Annotated in this window: 25 protein-coding genes; 15 read left to right on the forward strand and 10 right to left on the reverse strand. The window is 62.6% G+C overall.

The genetic code is table 11. The features are described 5' to 3' along the window. Nucleotides 1–115: 115 nt before the first annotated feature. Complete coding sequence (locus ACRTG1_RS20695; RefSeq protein WP_204360853.1) at nucleotides 116–277, reverse strand: hypothetical protein; 162 nt, start codon at nucleotides 275–277, stop codon at nucleotides 116–118. A 152-nt stretch (nucleotides 278–429) separates the two neighbouring features. On the opposite strand from ACRTG1_RS20695, the gene ACRTG1_RS20700 reads away from it, so the two are divergent. The 4 genes from ACRTG1_RS20700 to ACRTG1_RS20715 all read left to right on the forward strand — a co-directional run bounded on the left by ACRTG1_RS20700 (nucleotide 430) and on the right by ACRTG1_RS20715 (nucleotide 4,425). After that, on the forward strand, nucleotides 430–2,331 hold the full coding sequence (locus tag ACRTG1_RS20700) for a propionyl-CoA synthetase (RefSeq protein WP_432517040.1): 1,902 nt from the start codon (nucleotides 430–432) through the stop codon (nucleotides 2,329–2,331). Between the two features lie 70 nt (nucleotides 2,332–2,401). After that, on the forward strand, nucleotides 2,402–3,196 hold the full coding sequence (locus tag ACRTG1_RS20705; protein ID WP_113153494.1) for an SDR family NAD(P)-dependent oxidoreductase: 795 nt from the start codon (nucleotides 2,402–2,404) through the stop codon (nucleotides 3,194–3,196). A 131-nt stretch (nucleotides 3,197–3,327) separates the two neighbouring features. After that, nucleotides 3,328–3,702 (forward strand): VOC family protein, encoded by a 375-nt coding sequence (locus tag ACRTG1_RS20710; RefSeq protein ID WP_206545664.1) that lies wholly within the window; start codon nucleotides 3,328–3,330, stop codon nucleotides 3,700–3,702. A gap of 12 nt (nucleotides 3,703–3,714) precedes the next feature. Beyond that, nucleotides 3,715–4,425, forward strand: a complete 711-nt coding sequence (locus ACRTG1_RS20715; protein WP_113153496.1) for a helix-turn-helix transcriptional regulator — start codon at nucleotides 3,715–3,717, stop codon at nucleotides 4,423–4,425. A 123-nt stretch (nucleotides 4,426–4,548) separates the two neighbouring features. Here ACRTG1_RS20715 and ACRTG1_RS20720 read toward each other — a convergent pair whose 3' ends face one another. After that, on the reverse strand, nucleotides 4,549–5,256 hold the full coding sequence (locus ACRTG1_RS20720; RefSeq protein WP_283800574.1) for a DUF1013 domain-containing protein: 708 nt from the start codon (nucleotides 5,254–5,256) through the stop codon (nucleotides 4,549–4,551). A gap of 227 nt (nucleotides 5,257–5,483) precedes the next feature. Between ACRTG1_RS20720 and ACRTG1_RS20725 the strand changes: the two genes are divergently transcribed. Next, a complete protein-coding gene (locus ACRTG1_RS20725; RefSeq protein ID WP_432517042.1) occupies nucleotides 5,484–7,682 on the forward strand; it encodes an esterase-like activity of phytase family protein in 2,199 nt (732 codons plus the stop codon). Between the two features lie 148 nt (nucleotides 7,683–7,830). Here the strand turns inward: ACRTG1_RS20725 and ACRTG1_RS20730 are convergent, their stop codons facing one another. Then, complete coding sequence (locus ACRTG1_RS20730; RefSeq protein ID WP_432517068.1) at nucleotides 7,831–8,811, reverse strand: NAD(P)H-quinone oxidoreductase; 981 nt, start codon at nucleotides 8,809–8,811, stop codon at nucleotides 7,831–7,833. A gap of 149 nt (nucleotides 8,812–8,960) precedes the next feature. On the opposite strand from ACRTG1_RS20730, the gene ACRTG1_RS20735 reads away from it, so the two are divergent. Continuing rightward, a complete protein-coding gene (locus ACRTG1_RS20735; protein ID WP_113153498.1) occupies nucleotides 8,961–9,155 on the forward strand; it encodes a DUF1192 domain-containing protein in 195 nt (64 codons plus the stop codon). 214 nt (nucleotides 9,156–9,369) lie between these two features. Beyond that, nucleotides 9,370–10,644: an MFS transporter gene (locus tag ACRTG1_RS20740; protein WP_206545661.1), complete on the forward strand. Its 1,275-nt coding sequence runs from the start codon at nucleotides 9,370–9,372 to the stop codon at nucleotides 10,642–10,644. A gap of 372 nt (nucleotides 10,645–11,016) precedes the next feature. On the opposite strand, the gene ACRTG1_RS20745 is transcribed toward ACRTG1_RS20740, so the two are convergent. Then, nucleotides 11,017–11,196, reverse strand: coding sequence for a YdcH family protein (locus ACRTG1_RS20745; RefSeq protein WP_113153500.1), 180 nt, complete (start codon nucleotides 11,194–11,196; stop codon nucleotides 11,017–11,019). Nucleotides 11,197–11,423: 227 nt separating this feature from the next. On the opposite strand from ACRTG1_RS20745, the gene ACRTG1_RS20750 reads away from it, so the two are divergent. From ACRTG1_RS20750 to ACRTG1_RS20760, 3 genes are all read left to right on the forward strand, one after another. Continuing rightward, entirely contained in the window at nucleotides 11,424–11,648 is a 225-nt protein-coding gene (locus ACRTG1_RS20750; protein WP_222474041.1) for a YdcH family protein, read from the forward strand. 110 nt (nucleotides 11,649–11,758) lie between these two features. Continuing rightward, nucleotides 11,759–12,250, forward strand: coding sequence for a 5-(carboxyamino)imidazole ribonucleotide mutase (purE, locus tag ACRTG1_RS20755; protein ID WP_113153501.1), 492 nt, complete (start codon nucleotides 11,759–11,761; stop codon nucleotides 12,248–12,250). A gap of 2 nt (nucleotides 12,251–12,252) precedes the next feature. Further along, nucleotides 12,253–13,332 carry a 5-(carboxyamino)imidazole ribonucleotide synthase gene (locus tag ACRTG1_RS20760; RefSeq protein ID WP_432517044.1) on the forward strand — a complete coding sequence of 360 codons (1,080 nt, stop codon included), beginning with the start codon at nucleotides 12,253–12,255 and terminating at the stop codon, nucleotides 13,330–13,332. Here ACRTG1_RS20760 and ACRTG1_RS20765 read toward each other — a convergent pair. Beyond that, nucleotides 13,319–13,732 carry a lysozyme inhibitor LprI family protein gene (locus ACRTG1_RS20765; protein ID WP_432517045.1) on the reverse strand — a complete coding sequence of 138 codons (414 nt, stop codon included), beginning with the start codon at nucleotides 13,730–13,732 and terminating at the stop codon, nucleotides 13,319–13,321. The genes ACRTG1_RS20760 and ACRTG1_RS20765 overlap by 14 nt on opposite strands. Nucleotides 13,733–13,925: 193 nt before the next feature. Here ACRTG1_RS20765 and ykgO point away from each other — a divergent pair, with 193 nt between their 5' ends. Together ykgO and ACRTG1_RS20775 are read left to right on the forward strand one after the other, a co-directional pair. Further along, a complete protein-coding gene (gene ykgO / locus ACRTG1_RS20770) occupies nucleotides 13,926–14,051 on the forward strand; it encodes a type B 50S ribosomal protein L36 (protein WP_007008283.1) in 126 nt (41 codons plus the stop codon). Nucleotides 14,052–14,121: 70 nt separating this feature from the next. Next, nucleotides 14,122–14,715, forward strand: coding sequence for a hypothetical protein (locus ACRTG1_RS20775; protein ID WP_432517047.1), 594 nt, complete (start codon nucleotides 14,122–14,124; stop codon nucleotides 14,713–14,715). A gap of 221 nt (nucleotides 14,716–14,936) precedes the next feature. On the opposite strand, the gene pyk is transcribed toward ACRTG1_RS20775, so the two are convergent. Beyond that, the gene (gene pyk / locus ACRTG1_RS20780) at nucleotides 14,937–16,373 is read right to left on the reverse strand and encodes a pyruvate kinase (RefSeq protein WP_113153504.1); all 1,437 of its coding nucleotides are present in this window, start codon (nucleotides 16,371–16,373) and stop codon (nucleotides 14,937–14,939) included. After that, nucleotides 16,370–16,882 carry a DUF1036 domain-containing protein gene (locus ACRTG1_RS20785; RefSeq protein ID WP_113156077.1) on the reverse strand — a complete coding sequence of 171 codons (513 nt, stop codon included), beginning with the start codon at nucleotides 16,880–16,882 and terminating at the stop codon, nucleotides 16,370–16,372. Before ACRTG1_RS20785 ends, pyk begins: the two co-directional genes overlap by 4 nt. 164 nt (nucleotides 16,883–17,046) lie before the next feature. Here ACRTG1_RS20785 and ACRTG1_RS20790 point away from each other — a divergent pair, with 164 nt between their 5' ends. The 3 genes from ACRTG1_RS20790 (at nucleotide 17,047) to ACRTG1_RS20800 (ending at nucleotide 18,576) form a co-directional block, all read left to right on the forward strand. After that, nucleotides 17,047–17,856, forward strand: a complete 810-nt coding sequence (locus ACRTG1_RS20790; protein WP_432517050.1) for an N-formylglutamate amidohydrolase — start codon at nucleotides 17,047–17,049, stop codon at nucleotides 17,854–17,856. An 11-nt stretch (nucleotides 17,857–17,867) separates the two neighbouring features. Beyond that, nucleotides 17,868–18,176: a DUF1244 domain-containing protein gene (locus ACRTG1_RS20795; RefSeq protein ID WP_206553252.1), complete on the forward strand. Its 309-nt coding sequence runs from the start codon at nucleotides 17,868–17,870 to the stop codon at nucleotides 18,174–18,176. Between the two features lie 136 nt (nucleotides 18,177–18,312). Next, a complete protein-coding gene (locus tag ACRTG1_RS20800) occupies nucleotides 18,313–18,576 on the forward strand; it encodes a DUF2312 domain-containing protein (protein ID WP_113153506.1) in 264 nt (87 codons plus the stop codon). Nucleotides 18,577–18,657: 81 nt separating this feature from the next. Here the strand turns inward: ACRTG1_RS20800 and amaB are convergent, their stop codons facing one another. From amaB to ACRTG1_RS20815, 3 genes are all read right to left on the reverse strand, one after another. Continuing rightward, complete coding sequence (gene amaB / locus ACRTG1_RS20805) at nucleotides 18,658–20,172, reverse strand: L-piperidine-6-carboxylate dehydrogenase (RefSeq protein WP_206545655.1); 1,515 nt, start codon at nucleotides 20,170–20,172, stop codon at nucleotides 18,658–18,660. 227 nt (nucleotides 20,173–20,399) lie between these two features. Then, the gene (locus ACRTG1_RS20810; protein WP_224873547.1) at nucleotides 20,400–21,305 is read right to left on the reverse strand and encodes a LysR substrate-binding domain-containing protein; all 906 of its coding nucleotides are present in this window, start codon (nucleotides 21,303–21,305) and stop codon (nucleotides 20,400–20,402) included. Between the two features lie 274 nt (nucleotides 21,306–21,579). Further along, nucleotides 21,580–22,539 (reverse strand): sugar-binding transcriptional regulator, encoded by a 960-nt coding sequence (locus ACRTG1_RS20815; protein WP_224924899.1) that lies wholly within the window; start codon nucleotides 22,537–22,539, stop codon nucleotides 21,580–21,582. Between the last annotated feature and the right edge of the window lie 107 nt (nucleotides 22,540–22,646).

Here is a 22,646-nt window from a genome sequence, read left to right on the forward strand (position 1 = left end):
ACGCTGCTCTGCTCCATATGCCTGTTTCGCCGCATTTATGCGGACGTCAGGTGATTCCACCTGACTGCAAAATGCTCCAGAGCCGGCTCAGTGTTTCACGGGAATCACCTGCGCCCTACTCGCCGCCTCGTAGAAGAATGGTGAGCGAGACCGCGCCAAGCGCGATCAGGGCGAGCTTCCAGAAGTCGGCACGGCGCTTCAGGCCTGGAAGGCCGAGCGGCCGGATGATGTGCACGATCATCATCGCCAGAATGAGCAGGAGCAGGATCTTGGTCATGACGGTCCGATTCGGGAAACCATAGCCCCTTGTGCCCGCTGCCGGCCCCACCTGTCAAAACCATCGCCTTCACCGCAAGTCTGATTTACCTTTCCGCCAACGATCCGCTATCGTCGGGCGAGATCAGGCTCAAACCGCAGGGAGGAGGCGGGGTGATGTCGCGCTATCACGAGGTTTACCGGAGCTGGCAGCAGGATCCGGAGCGTTTCTGGGCGGAGGCTGCCGCCGAAATCGACTGGTACAGCCCCTGGGACAGGGTTTTCGACGCGGAGTCCGGCGTTTACGGGCGCTGGTTCCCCGGCGCGACCTGCAACACGTGTTTCAATGCGGTGGACCGGCATGTCGAGGGCGGGCGAAAGAACCAGCCCGCCCTCGTCTATGACAGCCCGATCAGCGGCCGCAAGAAGAGCTTCACCTATGGCGAGCTGAAGGACGAGGTAACGGCGCTGGCCGCCGTGCTGAGGGATTTCGGCGTCGGCAAGGGCGACCGCGTGGTCATCTACATGCCCATGGTGCCGGAAGCGGTGTTCGCCATGCTGGCCTGCGCGCGCATCGGGGCCGTTCATTCGGTCGTGTTTGGCGGGTTCGCCGCCCGCGAGCTTGCCGCTCGCATCGATGATGCGGCTCCGCGCGCGATCATCTCGGCCTCGTGCGGGCTGGAGCCAGGCCGCATCGTGCCCTACAAGCCGCTGCTCGACGAGGCGATCCGCCTCTCCTCCGCCAAGCCCGAGAACTGCCTGATCCTGCAGCGCGAGGAACAGGGCTGCGACCTGGTGCAGGGACGCGATCATGACTATGCGCGGATGGTGCAGGCGGCGCGTGCTGCCGGTCTTGCCGTGCCGTGCGAGCCGGTGCTCGCCACCGATCCGCTCTACATTCTCTACACGTCGGGAACGACGGGACGCCCCAAGGGCGTGGTGCGCGACAATGGCGGGCACATGGTGCGGCTCAAATGGTCGATGTTCAACGAGTTCGGCATCGAGCCGGGCGAGACGTTCTGGGCGGCGTCGGATGTGGGCTGGGTGGTGGGCCATTCCTACATCGTCTATGCGCCGCTGTTACACGGTTGCACGACGGTTCTGTTCGAGGGCAAGCCGGTGGGCACGCCCGATGCCGGCGTGTTCTGGCGGGTGATCGCCGAACACGGCGTGGCGGCACTCTTTACCGCGCCGACGGCGTTTCGCGCGATCCGCACGGCGGACCCGGATGCGGAGATGATGGCCGGACACGACCTCTCACGCTTCCGCACGCTCTTTCTCGCCGGTGAACGGGCCGACCCCGACACGGTGAAATGGGCGGAGAAGACGCTGGGCGTTCCCGTGATCGACCACTGGTGGCAGACGGAGACGGGTGCGCCAATCAGCCAAGATCCCGTCGGGCTTGGCATGCTGCCGGTGAAGTATGGCTCACCCGGCGTGCCGATGCCGGGCTATGACGTTCAGGTTCTGGACGATGCGGGACACCCCGTGCCGGCGGGCACGCTCGGCAATGTGGTGGTGAAGCTGCCGCTGCCGCCCGGCGCACTGCCGACGCTTTGGAACGACGACAAGCGGTTTCGCGAGGCCTATCTCAGCGAGTTTCCGGGTTACTACAAGACGGCGGACGCCGGCATGCTGGATGAGGACGGGTATCTCTTCATCATGGCGCGCACGGACGACATCATCAATGTGGCGGGACACCGGCTTTCGACCGGCGGCATGGAGGAAGTGGTGGCCGAGCACCCCGCCGTTGCCGAATGCGCGGTGATCGGCATTGCCGACCAGCTCAAGGGTCAGGTGCCCTGCGGCTTCGTGGTGCTGCACGGCAGGGCCGGGGCGGACATGAGCACGGTGGAGCGCGAGCTGGTGGCGATGGTGCGCGAGCGCATCGGGCCGGTTGCGGCGTTCAAGAAGGTGGTGCCGGTGAAGCGGCTGCCCAAGACACGCTCGGGCAAGATCCTGCGCGCCACCATGCAGAAGATCGCCGACCATCAGGAATGGGCGATGCCGGCCACTATCGACGATCCGGCGATCCTCGATGAAATCAGCGAGGCGCTGGACAAGTCCGGGAAGTGACGGGCGCTGCCCTTGACCTTGCCGTGCCCCCGGCGCAGGGTCCGGCCGATTTTTGGCATAAGGATTCATCATGGCACTGGACGGCAAGACAGCAATCGTAACGGGCGGCGCGAGCGGCATTGGCTATGCAATCGCCGAGCGGTTTCTGCGCCACGGCGTCAAGGTCGTGATCGCCGATGTGGATGGCGAAAAGGGTGCGCAGGCGCTTTCCGATCTGGAAAAACTGGGCGATGCGCGCTTCGTGAAGGCGGATGTGAGCAAGCGGCTGGACGTGCACAACATGCTGGCGGAAACCATCGACGCCTTCGGCGACGTGGACATTCTCGTCAACAATGCCGGCATCGTGCATGCGTCCGACTTTCTCGACCTGAGCGAAGAGGATTTCAGCCGCGTTCTCGACATCAATCTGAAGGGTTCCTTCCTCGCGGGGCAGGCCGTGGCCCGCTTCATGGTCGAGAAAGTGCAGAATGGCGGTGCGCCGGGCACGATCATCAACATGTCGTCGATCAACGCCGTTCTCGCGATCCCCGAGCAGATCGCCTATTCGGTTTCCAAGGGTGGCGTGAACCAGCTCACCCGCGTCATGGCGCTGGCGCTCGCGCCCTATGGCATTCGCGTCAACGCGATCGGGCCGGGCTCGATCATGACCGAGATGCTGGCCAAGGTGAACAGCGACCAGGCGGCGCGCAACCGCATGCTCTCGCGCACGCCGCTCGGCCGCGCCGGCGAGCCAGGCGAGATCGCCTCGGTGGCAACCTTCCTGGCCGATGACGATGCAAGCTATGTGACGGGACAGACGATCTACGCCGATGGCGGACGCCTGCCGCTGAACTACACGGTGGAAGTGAAGCCGGATATCTCCTGACAAAACGGCGTCAGCACCGGTCGGCGATGATGCCCTGCCCTTTTTTCTGCGTAGCGTAACGGCCCTCCTGACAGTGTGTTGTCAGGAGGGCTGTGTCATTCTGCAGGCATTGAAAATGGAGGGTTACCCAAGTGTCTGCCACTTTGCCGTTGCATGCTGTCGTCTGGGCGGAAATTCCGGTCACCGACCTGGACCGGGCGCGCGCTTTCTATGGCGCTGTCGTTGAAAATGAACTGGCGCTGCAGGAAGACGGGCCGAACCCGTTTGCCGTGTTCGCCTCGAAAGACCCGCAGGAATCCATCTCGGGGCACATCTACCCCGGCAAGCCAGCTCCCGAAGGCACCGGGCCGACCATTCATCTCGCAGTCGCAGCGCCGCTTGAAGACGCCATGAAGCGCGTGACGGACAATGGCGGCAAAGTGGTGTCGCCCATCGTCACTATTCCTGCCGGTCGTTTCGTGTATTGTCTCGATCCCGACGGAAACAGCTTCGGAATTTTTGCGTGAGGAGAACAACGCATGCGCCGTGCTGACCGACTTTTTCAAATCGTCCAGCATTTGCGGGGCGGGCGCCTGGTTACGGCGCGTTTGTTGAGCGAGCGTCTCGAAGTCTCGGAACGCACGATCTATCGCGATATCGCCGACCTGCAATCGACCGGGGTTCCCATCGATGGCGAGGCGGGCGTGGGCTATCTGATGCGGGAGGGGTTCGAGCTCCCCCCGCTCATGTTTACCCGCGACGAGATCGTGGCTCTGGTGGCCGGGGCGCGCATGGTGCGCGCCTTCGGCGGCGCAGCGATGGCGCGTGCCGCCGAAGAAGCGCTCATCAAGATCGGAACCGTGCTGCCGGAACCAGAGCGCGACCGGATTGCAAAAACCGAAATTCACACCCCGCGCTGGGTGGTGAGCGACATGGACCGCCAGACCATCGATGCGCTGGAGCGCGCGGTGGAAACGCGCGACGTGCTTGCCCTCGACTACCGCGACGAGGCAGGCCGGACATCGGAGCGCGATGTGCGGCCTCTGGGCCTGTGGTTCTGGGGAAAGGTCTGGACGTTGGTGGCCTGGTGCGAGCTGCGCGGAGATTTCCGCACCTTTCGCATCGACCGCATTGCGGCGATCAAACCGGCAGGGCGCGGGTTCCGGCCAGAGCGCGGCAAGCAGCTTGCCGACTTCTACCGCCGCATGGAAATTCATGAAGCCATGATCGGCAGGGCACAGGCCTGCTGAACCGGAAGCTCTTCTGCAACAGGACGTTCTGCCGCCATCACCCGATACGAAAACAGCCTGATACGAGATCAGGCTGCTCTAATTTCTCCCCGGCAATCCGGGGAGATTATCAGGTATCGCGAATCAGGACTGATCGTCCTCATCATCGTCATTGCTTTCGGTGGAACGCATCGACGAGAGCTTTGCGAAGACAGCTTCTGCGTCGAGTTCCTTCTCTTCCGAGGAGGACGAATCCTGCTCGCCGAGCGGCAGATGCTCGGTCTCGGATGCCGGCAGAAGCGTTTCGCCGGTGCTCTCCTGCGGCGGCAGGTAACGGGCAGCGCGCTGCACTTCCAGATCCAGATCGATCTGCGAGCACAGGCCCAGCGTCACCGGGTCCATCGGCACGAGATTGGGCGAGTTCCAGTGAGTGCGCTCGCGAATGGCCTCAATGGTCGACTTGGTGGTGCCGACGAGACGCGAAATCTGTGCGTCCTTGAGCTCCGGATGATTGCGCACCAGCCAGAGAATGGCGTTGGGGCGGTCCTGACGCTTGGAGAGCGGCGTGTAACGCGGCCCCTTGCGCTTGGTCTCCGGCACACGCACCTTCGGCTCGGAAAGCCGCAGCCTGTGGTTCGAATTGCGCTCGCCCATGGCGATCTCTTCGCGGGTGAGCTGGCCGGTCATGACCGGGTCCATGCCCTTGATGCCCTGAGCGGCGTCGCCATCGGCAATGGCACCAACCTCAAGCGGATGCAGCTTGCAGAACTCTGCAATCTGATCGAACGTCAGCGCCGTGTTGTCGACCAGCCACACGGCGGTGGCCTTGGGCATGAGAAGCGTGTTGGCCATAGTTCAAGAATCCTCTTCCTTCGCCCGCGTCCCTAGCGCGGGCGGTGGTTATAACCACCGATGTTGGGAAATTTCGTCCGCTTTATAAACTGAAACACCCCCCTTACGCAACAAATTGCGCAGCACCCCGGAACGGGGACGTCACCGAACCGTCATTGATCCGTCATCGGCGTGAAACCAAGCCCTCCGATTGTGCCGCTCCTACGGGACTTGAGGGAGTTTTGAACATGCAACGCAACGCGATCATTCTTGCTCTGCTGGCCAGCACGGCTGTCATCTTACCGGCTCAGGCAGAGATGAATTTCAACCGCATCGCCACTTTTGCAGTGGCCGAGAACCTGCCGGCCGATGCCGACAAGGCGACGGAGACCTCTTCGGAAATCATCGCCCGCAGTGCGGACGGCAAGACGCTGATCTATTCTGACAGCCCGCTGGGCGGCGTCGGCTTCGTCGACATCAGCGATGCAGCCGCGCCGAAAGCCGGCGGCGCTGTGATGCTGGACGGCGAACCCACCTCCGTGGGCGTGGTCGGCCAGAAGGCGATTGCGGCAGTGAACACCTCGAAGAGCTTTACCGAGCCTTCCGGCAATCTGGTGGTGATCGACATGGCGGCGAAAACCGCCGAAGCCTCCTGCGCGCTGGGCGGGCAGCCGGATTCGGTCGCGATCAGCGCCGATGGACGCTTTCTGGCGGTCGCCATCGAGAATGAGCGCGATGAAGACCTGAATGACGGCGTGATTCCGCAGATGCCTGCCGGCGACCTCAAAGTGTTCACGCTCACCGACGGCATGCCCGACTGCGACAGCATGAAAACCGTCTCGCTTGCCGGTCTCGCCGAAATCGCGCCGAGCGACCCGGAGCCGGAATTCGTGGATTTCAACGACGCGGGCGAAATTGTCGTCACGCTTCAGGAAAACAACCACATCGCGGTGGTTTCGGCTGAAAGCGGCGCGGTGGTGAACCATTTCGCCGCCGGCAGCATCGACCTCGAACAGATCGACACGCTGGACAATGGCGCAATCGACTTCGATCAGGCGGCAGCCAATGTGAAACGCGAGCCGGACGCCGTGAAGTGGCTCGACAATGACCGCTTCGTGACCGCCAATGAGGGCGATTATGAAGGCGGATCGCGCAGCTTCACCATCTTCAACAAGACGGGCGAGGTTCTGTTCGACAGCGGCAACGATCTGGAATTCCGCGCCGCAGCCGCCGGCCACTACCCGGACAAGCGCTCCGACGCCAAGGGCACCGAGCCCGAGGGCCTCGAAGTCGCGACCTTCGGCGATCAGCGATACATCTTCGTTGCGCTGGAGCGTGCTTCGCTCATCGCGGTCTACCGCGACACGGGCGGCGCGCCGGAATTCGGGCAGGTGCGGCCGTCGGGCATCGGACCGGAGGGTCTGGTCGCCATTCCCGAGCGCAACCTCCTGGTGACGGCCAATGAGGCGGACCTGATCGAAGACGGCGGCGCACGCTCGCATGTGATGGTCTACGAACTTTCCGAGGGCAAGGCCGCCTACCCGACCATCGAATCCGCCATGGACGAGAACGGCGCACCGTTTGGCTGGGGCGCTCTTTCGGGCCTCGTGGCTGATCCGGAAAAGCCCGGCACGCTCTACGCCGTGTCGGATTCGTTCTACGGCAACCAGCCCGCGATCTTCACCATCGACGCGACGCAGACGCCGGCGCGGATCACGAAAAAGACGGTCGTGACCCGCAATGGCGCGGCTGCCCAGAAGCTCGACCTCGAAGGCATCGCCAATGATGGCAAGGGTGGTTTCTGGCTCGCTTCAGAAGGCCGCACCGACCGCCTGACGCCGCACGCGCTGTTCCGCGTCGATGCAAAGGGCGAGATCAAGCAGGAGATCGCACTTCCCGCCGAACTGCTCGCCGTGGAGCAGCGCTTCGGCATGGAAGGCGTGACCGTGGTTGGCGAAGGCGACGACCAGATGCTGGTGATGGCGATCCAGCGCGAATGGAAAGACGACCCGAAGGGTCAGGTGAAGCTGGTGAGCTACAAGCCTGCCTCCAAGGAATGGGCTGCCGTTCGCTATCCGCTGGATGCGGCGGAAAAGGGCTGGGTCGGCCTTTCCGAAATCACTGCGCATGACGGCAAGCTCTACATCGTGGAGCGCGACAACCAGATCGGCTCGTCGGCGAAGATCAAGAAACTCTACAGCGTGTCGCTGGACGGTTTCGCACCGGCTGCGCTGGATGCAGACCTGCCGCTGGTGGAAAAGACGCTGGAGCGTGACCTGCTGCCGGAGATGAAAGCCGCGACGAATGGCTATGTGGTCGACAAGATCGAGGGCTTCGCCATCGACGCGAACGGCACCGCCTATTTCGTGACCGACAATGACGGGGTGGACGATTCGTCCGGCGAGACCATCTTCGTCAATATGGGCAAGCTCAGCGCGACCCACTGACCTGGATCGTTGTTGCGCAATTCCGGACGGGTAACCGGCTTCAGTTTTTCCCGGAATTGCTCTCGCAAACAAAGCCTCCCAGGGCTGAAGGCCCCGGCATCATCGCCGGGGCCTTCCTGTTTTTTTCGAAAGGCGTTTTCGCCGGTGATCAGGACACTTCCAGCACGATCTTGCCGATATGCGACCCCTCTTCCATGCGCTCATGCGCACGCCAGGCCTCGGCCAGCGGGAAGGTCATGTCCATGACCGGGGCGATGCGGCGGGCGGCCAGAAGCGGCCAGACATGCGCTTCCAGCTCTGTTGCGATTATGCCCTTGAAGGCGACAGAACGGGGCCGAAGCGTGGAACCGGTGTGGCTGAGGCGCTTGCGCATGATCTGCGAGAAATCGACCTCTGCCCGCGCCCCCTTGAGGAAGGCGATCTGCACGATGCGTCCATCCATGGCCGCGGCGGTGTAATTGCGCTCGATATAGTCACCACCGATCATGTCGAGGATGACATCCGCGCCATGACCGCCAGTCTCTTCCTTCACGGCCTCGATGAAGTCCTCGTCACGGTAATTGACCGTGCGCACCGCGCCCAGCGACGCGCAGGCGGCGCATTTTTCCGCCGAGCCCGCCGTGGCGATGACCTTCGAGCCAAGGGCTGTCGCCACCTGAATGGCGGTGGTGCCGATGCCGGAGGAGCCGCCATGCACGAGCAGGGTCTCGCCCTCTTTCAGGCCGCCGCGCTGGAACACATTGTGCCAGACGGTGAAGAAGGTTTCGGGGATGGCCGCAGCCTCGGTGAAGCTGAAACCATGGGGCACCGGCAGCGCGTTGGTTTCATGCGTCAGGCAGTATTCGGCATAGCCGCCACCGGGTGTCAGCGCCGTGACACGGTCGCCCACCTGCCAGCGTTTCACCCCCTCGCCCAGCGCGACAACCTCACCGGCGGCCTCGAGGCCCGGCAGATCGGAAGCGCCGGGCGGCGCGGGATAGAGCCCCTTGCGCTGAAACACGTCGGGCCGGTTGATGCCGGCGGCGCGCACCTTGATGAGAATTTCCCCTTCGCCCGGCTTCGGCACATCGCGTTGCTCCGGCTTCAGCACTTTCGGCTCGCCCGGCTCGCTGATCGCCACTGCCGTCATCTTCTCTGGAAGCGCCATATGATTCGTCATGCCCCTGTTGATTTGAAGAACGTCCGACAACACAATCGGCGAGTGATGCACGCGGATCAAGGGCGCGCCTGACAGGATAGCGCATCACCCTGCGGATGGAGGCGATGGGAGAACGCGCAATGGGCATTTTCGACGAGGACGACAAGAAACAGGCGGCCGGCCACCGGATCGGTGAGGACCTGTCGCTGCTCTCCGTAGAGGAACTCAACAAGCGGATTGCGCAACTGAAGGAGGAGATCGTGCGGCTCGAACGGGACATTGAAAGCAAGGGTGCAACCAAGAACGCCGCAGAGGCATTGTTCCGACGGGATTAGCCTGGCGCGAAAGGGTCTTCGGATACCGCAATCGTCGCCCTGAACGACGGTTTTGCGATGGCGGCGACGCCGTTATTCGCGCATAGTGTCAAACGCGTGTCTCGAAGACGCCGCCAGTCTCTTCCCCGGCCTTGCTGACGCCATGATTCGATGGCGAAGGCGCGGTTGAACGACAACCGGCCAATTCGAACGCTACCCCCTTCGGAACCCGTACATGCTGTCACCTCTCGGCTCTATCATTGCGCTTCTTCTGGGCACCGCATTCCTGCTCACGGGATCGGGCCTTCATGGACTTCTGCTGCCACTTCGCGGGCAGATGGAAGGCTTCCCGACGGCCTCTCTGGGCGCCTTGGGCGCTGCCTGGGCGGCGGGCTTTGTCGCCGGCTGCTTCATCGCGCCGCGCATCGTGCGCCGCGCCGGCCATGTGCGGGCCTTTGGCGCGTTTGCGGCCTCGGGCGCGATCATTGCGCTTCTGACCGGGATGTGGGTGGACCCGACCGGCTGGGTCATCCTGCGCATCTTCACCGGCTTCACCATGGCCGGCGCATTCATGGTGATCGAAAGCTGGCTGAACGAGAAATCCACCAATGAAAACCGGGGCACCGTTTTCGGCGTCTACATGATGCTGACCTATGCGTCGCTGACCGCCGGACAGATGACGGTGGCGTTTGGCGATGTGTCGAACACGCTCCTGTTCATGACGACCGGCATCCTGTTCTGCATGGCGCTCATTCCCACCGCCGTTTCCAAGGCGGTGAGCCCGCAGCCGCTGGCGCAGGTGACGCTCGACCTCAAGGGGCTTTTCGTGAACTCGCCGGTGGCATTTATCGGCTGCCTCCTTGTGGGCACGGCCAATGGCGCGTGGGGCACGCTGGGCGCGGTCTATGGCGGCGAGATCGGCATCTCAACGCTTCAGATTGCCACGATGATGAGTATTGCCGTTCTGGCCGGGGCCGCACTGCAGCTGCCGGCCGGCCGGCTGTCGGACCGGATCGACCGCCGCTTCGTGATCGCGGGACTGTCGTTCGGTGCGAGCCTTGTGGGGTTCACGATTTTCCTCACCGCACCACGCGACGGCGCCTATGTGATCGCGATGACGGCGGTCTATGGCGCTTTTGCCTACACGCTTTATTCGATCATCGTCGCCCATGCGAACGACCACGCTTCGCCGGAAGACTTCGTGAAAGTGGCAAGCGGACTTCTGTTTCTTTATGGCGGCGGAACCATGCTCGGCCCGCTGGTTGGCGGCGTGCTGATGGAAAGCCTGCGCCCGGAAAGCCTGTTCCTGATCACCGCGCTTTCCCATTTCAGCCTTGCTGGCTATGCGCTGCTGCGCATCACGCGGCGTGCCCCGGTGCCGGTGGACGAGCGCGAAGCGTTCAACGCCCTGCCTTCCGAACGCGCCGTGACGCCGCAGGCTGCGGTGCTCGACCCGCGCAGCGACACGGAGGATGCCGAGAACGGCGAGGCAGAGGCCGCTGTCAAATAGGCGTCATGAAACCCGGTGTAGGGTGGGCGCATCGGCATTCATGTTGCGAATGCCGGATTGCAGCGCCCGGAATGACGAAGCCCCCGCACCCGGATGACCCGAGACGGAGGCTGAAGGCCCGCAATTGGGCCGCATTATAAAGATCACGAATCAGGCGCGAAACGCGCCTGACCGGCATTCATTTTTGGGATTAGTCCGGTTTGGGATTGGTCCGATACTCCATCAATGGATCAGATCGTCCCATGCGCATCCGGATGGACGCGCGGCGATCTAGAGCGTTCCCAGTTTTCGTTGGATCGCAAGAACGCTCTCATTCATTGTTTTTGCGCAATTCCGGACGGGAAACCGGTTCCCACTTTTCCTGGGATTGCTCTAATGACGGGTCGCACCTGCCATGATCTTTTCCATCTCGTCCTTGATGGCCAGCTTGCGCCGTTTGAGTTGAGCAATGTCGAGCTCATCGACTGAAGGATGGAGCTTGGCGCTGTCGAGCTCCCGCTCCAGTTCGCCGTGTTTACGCTTCAACTCTGCAAGATGGGATTCAAGAGACATGATTGGGTTCTCCTTTGTTTCCTCGAGAACTCACCGGCCCCTCACCCGCCCGCGGGAACCGGCGATCCAGACAGTGTGCCACCTGAAATGTGGCTTGTCGAACACAGTCTGGTAGCATTTCCTGTAATGCTGAAATGTGCTATAAGCGCGGCCGCTGACGGGCCTGCCTCGACAGCTTTGATCGGCTGCAGATCCGCCCGCCGGATTCAGGCCAGAATCTTGCATATGTGGATCAGCTGACTGTGGTGACATCAGAACAGGAACAGGCGGAAATTCGTCTCGAATTCGCCCGCCTCAAACAGGATCACGCGGATTTCGACGCCGCGATCAACGCAATGATCGCTACGGGCTGCGACCCGCTTCGCATTCAGCGCATGAAAAAGAAAAAGCTGGCGCTCAAGGACCGGCTTCAGGAACTGGAAGACAACATCATCCCTGACATCATTGCGTGACTTGCCTGAATTGCCTGATTTCCTGTCGAATTCGACATCAGGCGGGCGCACGAGGTTGCGGGGAGAGACAGTTTTGACTACAGGCTGTTTTTTGATTGCGAGGGGGCTTGATGGCTGAGCGGACCGCCCGAGTGGCGATAATCATGGGAAGCCAATCCGACTGGGCGACAATGCGCCACGCCGCAGACACGCTGGATGCGCTGGGTGTGGAATATGAAGCGCGGATCGTTTCCGCCCACCGCACGCCTGAACGTCTCTACGACTTTGCCAGGAATGCCCGCGACGAGGGCTTTCAGACCATCATCGCCGGTGCCGGCGGCGCGGCCCATCTGCCGGGCATGACGGCCGCCATGACACCGCTGCCCGTTTTCGGCGTGCCGGTGGAATCCAAGGCGCTTTCGGGGCAGGATTCGCTTCTCTCCATCGTACAGATGCCCGCCGGCGTGCCGGTTGGAACGCTGGCCATCGGACGCGCCGGCGCGATCAACGCCGCGCTTCTTTCGGCCTCGGTTCTGGCGCTCTCCGACGAAGACCTTGCCGACCGTCTCGATGACTGGCGCGCAGCACAGACGGCACAGGTGGCCGAATATCCGGTAGATTGATCATGAAGGCTCCACTTCCCCAGGGCGCAACCATCGGGATTCTCGGTGGCGGGCAGCTTGGCCGCATGCTTGCCATGGCGGCAGCGAAACTCGGCTACCGCACCATCATTCTCGACCCCGCCGAAAACAGCCCTGCGGCACAGGTGGCCAACGCCTTCATTCATGCGCCCTATGACGACGCCAGCGCCCTGCGCCGGCTCTGCGCGCAATGCGACGTCATCACCTATGAATTCGAGAACGTGCCGGTGGCGACTGCCGCAACGCTGAGCGAACAGCTGTCAGTGTTCCCGCCGCCCGAGGCGCTGGAAACGGCGCAGGATCGCCTCGCGGAGAAGATTTTCCTGAACGCGGCAGGCATCTCGACGGCGCCGTTCGTCTCCGTGGACAGCGATGACGACCTGGCGCGGGGCCTTGAGGGCTTTTCCGGCAGCGGCGTGCTCAAAACCCGGCGTCTGGGCTATGACGGCAAGGGACAGCGCGTGTTTCGCGACGCCACGGTCGCAGATTGCGAAGGCGTGTTTGCCGAGATGGGCGGCGTTCCGCTGATCCTCGAGGCGCTGATCCCCTTCCAGCAGGAAATCTCGGTGATCGCGGCGCGTTCGGTGGACGGACATATCGCCACCTATGAGCCGGCCCACAACGAACATCGCGACGGCATTCTGCACCGCTCTACTGTCCCGGCCGAAATCGCCCCTCAGACGCGGGCGGCCGCCACGCAGGCAGCCACGGACATTCTCACCTCCCTGCAATATGTGGGGGTTCTGGGCGTCGAGTTCTTCGTGCTCGACAATGGCAAGGTGCTGGTCAACGAGATCGCGCCGCGCGTGCATAATTCGGGACACTGGACCGAGGCGGCCTGCACGGTTTCGCAGTTTGAACAGCACATTCGCGCCGTGGCGGGCCTGCCGCTGGGCGACCCGAGGCACCACTCGGACTGCGTGATGGAAAACCTGATCGGTGACGAGGTTCTGCGCGCAACGGAACTGCTCGCAGAACCCGATTTGATGCTCCACCTCTATGGCAAGACGGACATAAGGCCCGGCCGCAAGATGGGGCACTTCACGCGCCTTACAGGCAGCTGAGATCGCCTTCCTGACAGTCCACCAGATCTTCCAGCTGATCTGAACGGTCTTCGGTCAGGTCTTCAAGGCACTGGGCGCGGATCATCGGCTCGATGGACCCGCCGCGCACGCCCAGCGTGGCCAGATCGCATTCAGCATCGCGAAACGCGATCCAGGCGCGCTGCGCATCGCGCAGAAGCGTGCGCGCTTCCTCATTGCTCTCGTAACGCTTCATGGCGTCGCCATAGCGCGCATTGAGCTTCTTGTCGGCGGCTTGATAGGACTTGCCTGCGCACTGGGTCATGTCGGCCTGCGTCTGCGCATCGTCGCAGTCGAGTTCATCTGCATGAAGGGGAGCGGACGAGGCGAAGAGCAAAAATGCAAATGCTGCAAACGGATACCGGAAATTGCGATATGACATATGAATCTCCATAAAGCTGTGGTCATCAAAAAATCGGGCTGCCTGCAACGTGGAATCGCCGGATTCACCCTCGACAACCCGCCGAAAGGTTGACACAGGCAAGCTTCGTCGTCTATGAGCCCATCGACTTGTGGCGCGCCGGGACAGCGCGCCTTCTCATTTCGGGCCCAACGGCCAACCACGGACAAGAACGATGAAGATCAAAAATTCGCTCAAAGCGCTGAAGACCCGTCACCGCGAAAACCGCATGGTCCGTCGCAAGGGACGCATTTACATCATCAACAAGTCCAACCCGCGCTTCAAGGCACGGCAGGGCTGATCCGCCTGTTCGGGCGGTCTTCACGCGAAATTCAGTTTTCCTTTGGCTGTGCCGCGCCTATGATTGCGGCATGGTCCGATTCACTGTAGCCATTGCCGCCATTTTCATGATGGGTCTGCCGCCTCTTCAGGCGGCCGATGGCAATGAGCCTGTGACCGGCGTTGAAGCGCCGGCGACAGACAGGCAGACGCGACTCAACGCGCTTTTCTCCGACCTCAAAAAAGAAACAAACGAACGGGCCGCACGCCGGATTGCCATGCGCATTGGCGAAGCCTGGAGCGATTCGGGCAGCGATACCGCCAACCTGCTGATGCAGTGGGCGAATGACGCCGTCAAAGCGCAGGATTTCTCCGTTGCGCTGGATTTTCTCGATCAGGTGACCGTGCTCTTTCCCGATTATGCGGAGGGCTGGAACCGGCGCGCGACGGTGCATTACATGATGAACGACTATGCCCGCTCCATGACGGACATATCGCATGCGCTGGAGCTGGAGCCCCGCCATTTCGGCGCGCTGGCCGGCATGGCGCGCATTCTGCAGGCCACGGGACACGAGCAGCAGGCGCTGACGGCCTATGAGCAGGTTCTGGACGTCTACCCCATGCTGAGAAGCGCACAGAACGCCGTGGCGGAGATTTCCGACGAGCTGGACGGCCAGGGCATCTGACGCGCTCTGTGGCGCGCCCTCGCCCAAGAAACGGCCCCTACGTTTTTCTACCGGCGCATAAAAAAGCCCGACGGGGAAACCCGCCGGGCCGTATTCTTCGTGCCAAGGAGCTGAGCGGGTCAGAGCATTTTCGCTTTTCGTTGAAACGCGAAAACGCCCTAACTCAATATTTCTACGCAATTCCGGACGGAAAACCGGTTCCCACTTTTCCTGAAATTGCTTTAGATCCCGCCCAGACCGTCCGAACCAATATAGGCAATGCGCAGCATGTTGGTGGCGCCGGGGGTTCCCAGCGGCACACCGGCCGTGACAATCACGCGGTTGCCGGGCTTTGCAAAACCTTCCTCATACGCGATGCGGCAGGCGCGGTTGACCATGTCGTCCAGATCCGCCGCATCCTCGGTGACCACGCAATGCGTGCCCCAGACGAGCGACAGACGGCGCGCCGTCTGCACAACCGGGGAAAGCGCGATGATCGGCACCTGCGGGCGCTCGCGCGCAGCGCGCAGGCCCGTGGTGCCCGACGAGGTGTAGGAGATGATCGCCGAGAGATTGAGCGTTTCGGCAATCTGGCGCGCGGCCATGGAAATGGCGTCTGCGCCCGTGGGCTCCGGCTCGCTGCGCTGACCGTTGATGATGGTCGGATAGGTCGGGTCCTGCTCCACCTTGGTCGCGATGGAGCTCATGGTCGAAACGGCTTCGACCGGATAGTCACCGGCGGCCGATTCTGCCGAAAGCATGACCGCATCCGCGCCCTCGAACACCGCCGTGGCGACGTCGGAGACTTCCGCGCGGGTGGGCACGGGAGCGGAGATCATCGATTCGAGCATCTGGGTGGCAACAACCACCGGCTTGCCGGCACGGCGACAGGCGCGGGTGATCTGCTTCTGGATGCCGGGAACGGCCTCCAGCGGCATTTCCACGCCCAGATCGCCACGCGCCACCATGAGCGCGTCGGACAGCTCGATGATCTCGGCCAGACGCTTGACGGCCTGCGGCTTCTCGATCTTGGCAAGCAGGGAGGCGCGGCCGCGCGCGACCTTGCGCACCTCGGCCAGATCCTCCGGACGCTGGATGAAGGACAGCGCGATCCAGTCGACATCGGCGGAGAGCACCGCGTCGAGATCCTTGCGGTCCTTGTCGGTCAGTGCGCCCATGGGCAGATCGGTGTCGGGCAGGCTGACGCCCTTGCGATCGGAAATCTTGTTGCCGGCGACCACTTCACAGGTGATCGACTTGCCGTCGTTTTTCAGCGCCTTGAGCTGAAGACGGCCATCGTCGATCAGCAGGCGATGGCCCGGCTCCACCGATTTCAGGATTTCGGGGTGCGGAAGGTGCGCCCGCTTTTCGTCACCCGGCTCGGGATTGTCATCGAGCGTGAATTTCTGCCCGACGGAAAGCTCGACGCTCTTGTTGGCGAATGTGCCAACGCGCAGCTTGGGGCCCTGCAGATCGGCCAGAATGCCGATCGGATGACCGACCTTCTTCTCCACTGCGCGAATGCGCCCGACAAGGGTGCGCATCAGCTCGTGGCTGGCATGGCTCATATTGATGCGGAAGACATCCGCACCGGCTTCAAACAAACGCTGGATCGTCTCCTCTTCGGAAGAGGACGGACCGAGCGTTGCGAGAATCTTGACCTTGCGCTCGCGTCTCATCGGGAAGCACCGGTGTTCGTCAGCGTGTTGTTTTCGGCTGGGCCGTCAGTCAAATCCACCATCCAGTTTTCCTGCTCACGCGTGTCGTACTCCTGGAAACCGGCACGCTGGAAGCCCCGCGCAAAACAATCATTGGTGCCGGCTATCTTGAACTCGGTCAGTGCAACGCACATCTGGACCGATCCCTCCCAGCGGCCACCGCTCGCGGCGTCCTCTGCGTAGAGATAGTAATAGCGCGACTCCAGGGGCCCCTCGATCAGGGTTTTGCAGCTCGATTTCTCGATCCGCCACCAACCCTCGCTCACCCAGCCCGAGCCGGTGCGATAGCCAATGGCCACGCCAACGAGGTTTTGTGTGGAGTTGCAAACACGGAAGTCCGCAAATGCCGGTGTGGGCGCAAGGAATGCGCCTCCCAGTCCGGCAGCGGCGACCAGCAGAAAAGCCCCCCGGCGTTTCGCGCGCGACGCCCGTCGAAGCATTTTTGGTAACCTTGAATTCGACTTGAGCATATTTTCCTTTTCGGCAATGTCCGTGCGCCTGTCAACGCGGCAATGTCTGCCGCGCGTGTTTTCCGTCACAGCCATTGCAGAACGCAGCACATCATGAAAGGAGAAGTCTAGACTGCGATAAGCGCACATTTATGACCTCTCCGCATGTCTTCGGGAACGAATCCATGACTGCCAGCACTTATACATCTCCTTTCGAGATCATTCGTGGCGATTCGGCCCCGGGAGAGAGCATGGGGCTCGTTCTGGTTGCGGATCATGCCAAACGGGACTTGCCCGAGCGTTACGACGCGCTCGGCCTGCCGGAGACGGAATTCGAACGCCACATCGCCTATGACATCGGCGTTGAGGCGGTAACCCGCGCGCTGGCCCGGATCACCGGTGCGCCCGCCGTTCTGTGTGGCTTTTCCAGACTGCTGATCGACCCGAACCGGGGCATCAACGACCCGACACTGATTCGCCAACTCTATGACGGCACGATCATTCCCGGCAATTATCCGCTGAGCCCGGAAGAACGGCGCGACAGGCTCGAACGCTATTACCTGCCCTATCACGATGCGGTGGCAAAGACCGTGGAACAGGCGGCGGACGCGTTTCAGGCGGCCCCGCTGATCATTTCCATGCATTCGTTCACGCCCTTCATGCAGGGGCGCCGGCGACCGTGGGAGGTGGGGCTTCTGTGGGACCGCGACGACCGCGCCACGATCCCGCTGATGGAGGCTCTGAAAGCCGGCGGCGACCTGACCGTGGGCGACAATGAGCCCTATGACGGCGCATATCCCGGCGACACGATGCACCGTCACGCCACGGAGCGGGGCTTTGCCCATGCGCTGATCGAGATCCGGCAGGACCTGATCGGCGATGAGGCGGGCGCGACCGCGTGGGCGGAACGGCTCGCCCCATTGCTTCTAGAGATCAACGCGCGGCCCGAGATGCACGAGGTGAAGCATTTCGGATCGCGCTCGGACCATTCGTGAAGGAGAACGCCATGACCACGCTGAGCGAGGAGAAAAAGCGCGACCTGGAGGCAGCCGCATTCCGTCGCCTGCTCGACCATCTGCGCACCCGCACCGACGTGCAGAACATCGACATGATGAACCTGGCCGGTTTCTGCCGCAATTGCCTGTCCAACTGGTATCGGGACGCCGCCGAGGCGGAGGGCATTGCGCTCTCCAAGGAAGAATCGCGCGAGATCGTCTACGGCATGCCCTATGAGGAGTGGCGTTCGAAATATCAGACCGAGGCGACCGCAGAGCAAAAGGCCGCCTTTGAAGAGAACCGCCCGAAGGACCACTGAGCGGCGCAACACCATGGCAGGAGCGGCACGGGCCGCAACGCAAATGCCTTGACCACCGGGCGTAGCTGGGGCATCGAACCTGCCACGCCTCAACGCCCCGAGTCGCGGGCTTTAGAACAATCGACCGGAGTTTCGCATGTCCGACGACATCACCACCGAAACCGCAGATACCGTTGCCGCTGGCCAGCTTCGCGCCTTTATAGAGCGTGTCGAGCGCCTCGAAGAAGACAAGAAGACGGTTTCGGAAGACATCAAGGAAGTCTACGCCGAGATGAAGGCCAATGGTTTCGACACCAAGGCCGTGCGCAGCATAGTGCGCCTGCGCAAGAAGGATCAGGCGGAGCGCCAGGAAGAAGAGGCGATGATCGACCTCTACAAGGCCGCGCTCGGCATGGAATGATTTCGGCCACAGGCCGGACATGAAAAAGGGCGGCTCCGGGCCGCCCTTTCTTTTTGCCTGCAGTTATCTGCGGCAGATGCCCTATTCGATGTCGAAGGAGACACCCTGCGCGAGCGGCAGTTCCTTGGAATAGTTCACCGTGTTGGTGGCGCGGCGCATATAGGCCTTCCAAGCATCGGAGCCGGATTCACGGCCACCACCGGTTTCCTTCTCGCCACCGAACGCGCCGCCGATCTCCGCACCGGAAGTGCCGATATTGACGTTGGCGATGCCGCAGTCGGAACCGCGTGCGCTGAGGAATTCCTCGGCCTCGCGCATATCGGTGGTGAACACGCAGGACGACAGGCCCGCACCAACCGCGTTGTGAAGCTCGAGCGCGTCATCGAAGTCGCTGTACTTCATCACGTAGAGGATGGGGGCGAAGGTTTCTTCCAGAACGACGCCGGCCTGCTCCGGCATCTCGACCAGGGCCGGATGCGCGTAATAGGCGTCTGCATCGCCGCTGTCGAAACGCTGGCCGCCGACAACCTTGCCGCCGAGCTTCTTGGCTTCTTCAATCGCGTTCTGCATGTTGTCGAAAGCGCCCTTGTCGACCAGCGGGCCGACCAGCGCATCCGTGGTGAGCGGGCTGCCGACGGAGACCGATTCGTAGGCCTTGCGCAGACGCGGCAGCAGCGCGTCATAAACGGATTCGTGCACGAACAGGCGGCGCAGCGTGGTGCAGCGCTGACCGGCGGTGCCCATGGCGCCGAAGGCGATGGCGCGCAGCGCCATGTCGAGATCGGCCGAGGGGCAGACGATGCCGGCATTGTTGCCGCCGAGTTCCAGAACCGCGCGGGCGAAACGCTTTGCCAGACGCGGGCCGACTTCGCGGCCCATGCGGGTGGAGCCGGTGGCGGAGACCAGCGGCACTTTCGGATGGTCGACCATGACCTCGCCAACGGCGCGGTCGCCGATGATGACGGTGAGCAGGTCCGCCGGCGCATCATCGCCAAAGCGGGCAACCGCGCGCTTGAAGATCGCCTCGCAGGCGAGCGCCGTCAGCGGCGTTTTCTCGGAGGGTTTCCACACGACGCTGTCGCCGCAGACCAGCGCCAACGCCGAGTTCCACGACCAGACGGCGACGGGGAAGTTGAAAGCGGAGATGACGCCGACAACGCCGAGCGGGTGCCAGGTTTCCATCATGCGGTGGCCGGGGCGCTCGGTGGCGATGGTGAGGCCATAGAGCTGGCGCGAGAGACCGACGGCGAAATCGCAGATGTCGATCATCTCCTGAACTTCGCCGAGACCCTCGGAGCGGATCTTGCCGACCTCGATGGAGACGAGGCGACCGAGATCGTCCTTGGAGGCGCGCAGCTCTTCGCCAAGCAGGCGCACGAGTTCGCCACGGCGCGGACCCGGAACATTGCGCCAGGCCTTGAAAGCGGCATGCGCGCGCTCGATGGCTGCTCCGGTATCAGCAGCCGAGATGGACGTGACGGCGGCGATTTCCTCGCCCGTGACCGGCGTGCGCACGGTCAGGTCACCACCGGCAATCGCCTTCTCATCCACGCCGAGGCGCTTGAGGAGTTCGGTTGTTTCGTTCTTGACGTTCATGGGTGCTTCGCTCCCTCGATTATCTTTCTGTATTCATGCGGGCGTCAGGCGATGCCACCTGACTGCAAAATGCTCTGAAAGCCGCGCGGCCGGACGAGCCTCTGGCGGGAATGTAGGAAGACCGGGCGGTCATTGGAAATGGAAATTCGGACTGTATTCATGATGGACGGTCATGCTTTCCCCGCCAATCGGTGCAGGAAAGGCACAAGACCCCCGTCACGGCAGGTTCAGACCTGCGCGACGATCCACGCCACGAACGCGTCTGCCGAGGGGTTTTCCACGCCAAGCGGCTGAACCAGAAAATAGGCGTTCTGGGTGGCGAGCGACGTATCTCCGATCTGCACAAGAACGCCGGAGCGCAGCTCTTCCTCGATCAGATAGGCAGGCACCAGACCGGCGCCGAGCCCGGCAGTTGCGCCTGCAATGACCATGGTAAACTGGTCGAACTGCTTTCCCGGAAGCGCCGGCACATCGCCGACACCGGCCTCGCGCATCCAGTCAGCCCACGCGCCGGGACGGCTCTGGAGATGAAGGAGCGGGGCGTCGAGCAGGTTCTCGGGAGCCTTGACGCCGTGTTTCTCAACAAAGGCCGGCGATGCGACGGCGATCATCGCCTCGTCGCACAGCTTGGTGAGGCGGGCGTCCGGCCAGTTGTCGCGGCCGAAATGGATCGCCACGTCGAAACGCTCATGGGCGAGATCGAACGGATTGATGCGCGCCATGAGATTGATGCCGATGCCCGGATGCGCCTTTTCGAATTCCGGCAGGCGCGGGATCAGCCAGCGGCTGGCGAAGGTGGGCAGGCTGGCGACATTGAGCGTTGCGCCCGCCATGCCCGCAGCGATGGCGCGATGCAGGGTCTGCGTGATGCGGTGCAGATCGTCTTCCAGCGCATCGGCAAGGTTCTTGCCGGCCGGGGTGAGCACGACCCGCCGGCCCACACGCCGGAACAGGCTGAAACCGAGTGCCGATTCCATGTCGCGGATGTGGCGGCTGACGGCGCTCTGCGTGAGGTTGAGCTCTTCGGCGGCCAGCGTGAAACTCTGGTGCCGCGCGGCAGACGCGAAGCTGCGCAAAACGGAGAAGGAAGGCAGAAAACGCCGCGCGAACCTGTCCACCATCGTCGAAAGCATGCCTCCCCTTTGCGCCCTGCACGCGACCCTGTGGTCACAAGGCCCGCACTTGCCGGTGCGTGGCCATTCTGCTCCGGTTCCCCGGAACACGTCAGCTTCTTATAGACGCCTGCCGGGCGAAATCACATAGACGATGCGCATTTCGCACATGCCGGCTAAAGGAGCCGGTGACGAGAGCGTTCCCGCTTATCGTGGAATTGCGAAAACGCTCCAATTCATTGTTTTCTACGCAATTCCGGACGGAAAACCGGTTCCCACTTTTCCTGGAATTGCTTCAGGCCATGGCCAGGATGCTGCGCGCACTCTCTTCATCGGTGATGAAGACCGTCGGCTCAACCAGCTTCATTGCGCCGATCAGCGCGTCGATCTTGTCTTCACCGCCGGAGGTTAAGATGCGCATGGGCGCGCGGCGCAGGCGATCGACATCGACGGACATGACCCGGTCATTGATCGGGTGGTCAACCAGTTGACCGTCGAGATCGTAGAAATGGTAGAGAATGTCGCCCACCGCGCCCTTGGCTTCGAGGTCAGAGCGCACCTCTTCGGTGAGATAGCCGCCGCGATAGAAGGTGGTGGCGGAAGCGAGCCCGCCGACGGACACGATGACCGCATCGAGCGTATCTGCGAGCGCCAGAATTTCGTTGAGGCCGCAGCGCTCGATCAGCGCGGTCTTGGTTTCGACGCTGTCGACAACGGCGGGTGCGGGAATGAGATAGCCGTCGCCCTGGAAGGCGCGCGCAAAGCGCCAGGCGAATTCAGCCGGATTGAAGCGACGGGCGACGCCGACACCGCCGAGAAGTGAGATCACCTTGAAGTCGGCCAGCGGCCGGGCGCGAATGAACGGGAGCGAGCCGAACAGCGTGCGCCCCCACCCGACGCCCACCGACATGCCGGCGGCCATGACGTCGGACACATAGCTGCCGGTCGCGGCGCTGACGGCGGGAATGGGATCCGCCTCGGGATCGGAGAGCGGCGCGACCACGGCGCGCTCGAGGCCGAAGCGCTGTTCCAGCGCACGTTCGATCCGGGTGATCTCGGCCAGATCGCCCTCAATGGTGATTTTCACCTCATTGCGGGCGCGCGCATCGGCCAGCATGCGCACGACGCTGACACGCCCGATGCCGAGAATCTCGGCGATCTCGTTCTGCGTCTTCTGCTCGACGAAATACATCCAGGCGGCGCGGACACGCAGCCGGTCGGTTTTGCTGGTTACGCCTCCCTTGCGGGAAGTCATTGCAATTTCTCCAGAACTGGTCGTACCGGCGGGCTGATTGTGTACCTTCGCCTTGCTCATATGGCCTTCCTGCGTATTTCCCCGGGGCGGTCACAAGCATGTCGCTT

The organism is Nitratireductor sp. PBL-C9, assembly GCF_050877045.1.
Lineage (GTDB): Bacteria > Pseudomonadota > Alphaproteobacteria > Rhizobiales > Rhizobiaceae > Nitratireductor > Nitratireductor aquimarinus.

Bases quoted from the DNA above. Each gene is read 5' to 3' on its own strand.
- ACRTG1_RS20745 (WP_113153500.1), bottom strand. From the start codon at position 11,196: ATGTCTCTTGAATCCCATCTTGCAGAGTTGAAGCGTAAACACGGCGAA.
- ACRTG1_RS20775 (WP_432517047.1), top strand. From the start codon at position 14,122: ATGGTCCGATTCACTGTAGCCATTGCCGCCATTTTCATGATGGGTCTG.
- ACRTG1_RS20705 (WP_113153494.1), top strand. From the start codon at position 2,402: ATGGCACTGGACGGCAAGACAGCAATCGTAACGGGCGGCGCGAGCGGC.
- ACRTG1_RS20730 (WP_432517068.1), bottom strand. From the start codon at position 8,811: ATGACGGCAGTGGCGATCAGCGAGCCGGGCGAGCCGAAAGTGCTGAAG.
- ACRTG1_RS20695 (WP_204360853.1), bottom strand. From the start codon at position 277: ATGACCAAGATCCTGCTCCTGCTCATTCTGGCGATGATGATCGTGCAC.
- ACRTG1_RS20785 (WP_113156077.1), bottom strand. From the start codon at position 16,882: ATGCTCAAGTCGAATTCAAGGTTACCAAAAATGCTTCGACGGGCGTCG.
- ACRTG1_RS20810 (WP_224873547.1), bottom strand. From the start codon at position 21,305: ATGCTTTCGACGATGGTGGACAGGTTCGCGCGGCGTTTTCTGCCTTCC.
- purE (WP_113153501.1), top strand. From the start codon at position 11,759: ATGGCTGAGCGGACCGCCCGAGTGGCGATAATCATGGGAAGCCAATCC.
- ykgO (WP_007008283.1), top strand. From the start codon at position 13,926: ATGAAGATCAAAAATTCGCTCAAAGCGCTGAAGACCCGTCACCGCGAA.
- ACRTG1_RS20795 (WP_206553252.1), top strand. From the start codon at position 17,868: ATGACCACGCTGAGCGAGGAGAAAAAGCGCGACCTGGAGGCAGCCGCA.
- amaB (WP_206545655.1), bottom strand. From the start codon at position 20,172: ATGAACGTCAAGAACGAAACAACCGAACTCCTCAAGCGCCTCGGCGTG.
- ACRTG1_RS20815 (WP_224924899.1), bottom strand. From the start codon at position 22,539: ATGACTTCCCGCAAGGGAGGCGTAACCAGCAAAACCGACCGGCTGCGT.
- ACRTG1_RS20720 (WP_283800574.1), bottom strand. From the start codon at position 5,256: ATGGCCAACACGCTTCTCATGCCCAAGGCCACCGCCGTGTGGCTGGTC.
- ACRTG1_RS20800 (WP_113153506.1), top strand. From the start codon at position 18,313: ATGTCCGACGACATCACCACCGAAACCGCAGATACCGTTGCCGCTGGC.
- ACRTG1_RS20765 (WP_432517045.1), bottom strand. From the start codon at position 13,732: ATGTCATATCGCAATTTCCGGTATCCGTTTGCAGCATTTGCATTTTTG.
- pyk (WP_113153504.1), bottom strand. From the start codon at position 16,373: ATGAGACGCGAGCGCAAGGTCAAGATTCTCGCAACGCTCGGTCCGTCC.
- ACRTG1_RS20740 (WP_206545661.1), top strand. From the start codon at position 9,370: ATGCTGTCACCTCTCGGCTCTATCATTGCGCTTCTTCTGGGCACCGCA.
- ACRTG1_RS20725 (WP_432517042.1), top strand. From the start codon at position 5,484: ATGCAACGCAACGCGATCATTCTTGCTCTGCTGGCCAGCACGGCTGTC.
- ACRTG1_RS20735 (WP_113153498.1), top strand. From the start codon at position 8,961: ATGGGCATTTTCGACGAGGACGACAAGAAACAGGCGGCCGGCCACCGG.
- ACRTG1_RS20715 (WP_113153496.1), top strand. From the start codon at position 3,715: ATGCGCCGTGCTGACCGACTTTTTCAAATCGTCCAGCATTTGCGGGGC.
- ACRTG1_RS20790 (WP_432517050.1), top strand. From the start codon at position 17,047: ATGACTGCCAGCACTTATACATCTCCTTTCGAGATCATTCGTGGCGAT.
- ACRTG1_RS20760 (WP_432517044.1), top strand. From the start codon at position 12,253: ATGAAGGCTCCACTTCCCCAGGGCGCAACCATCGGGATTCTCGGTGGC.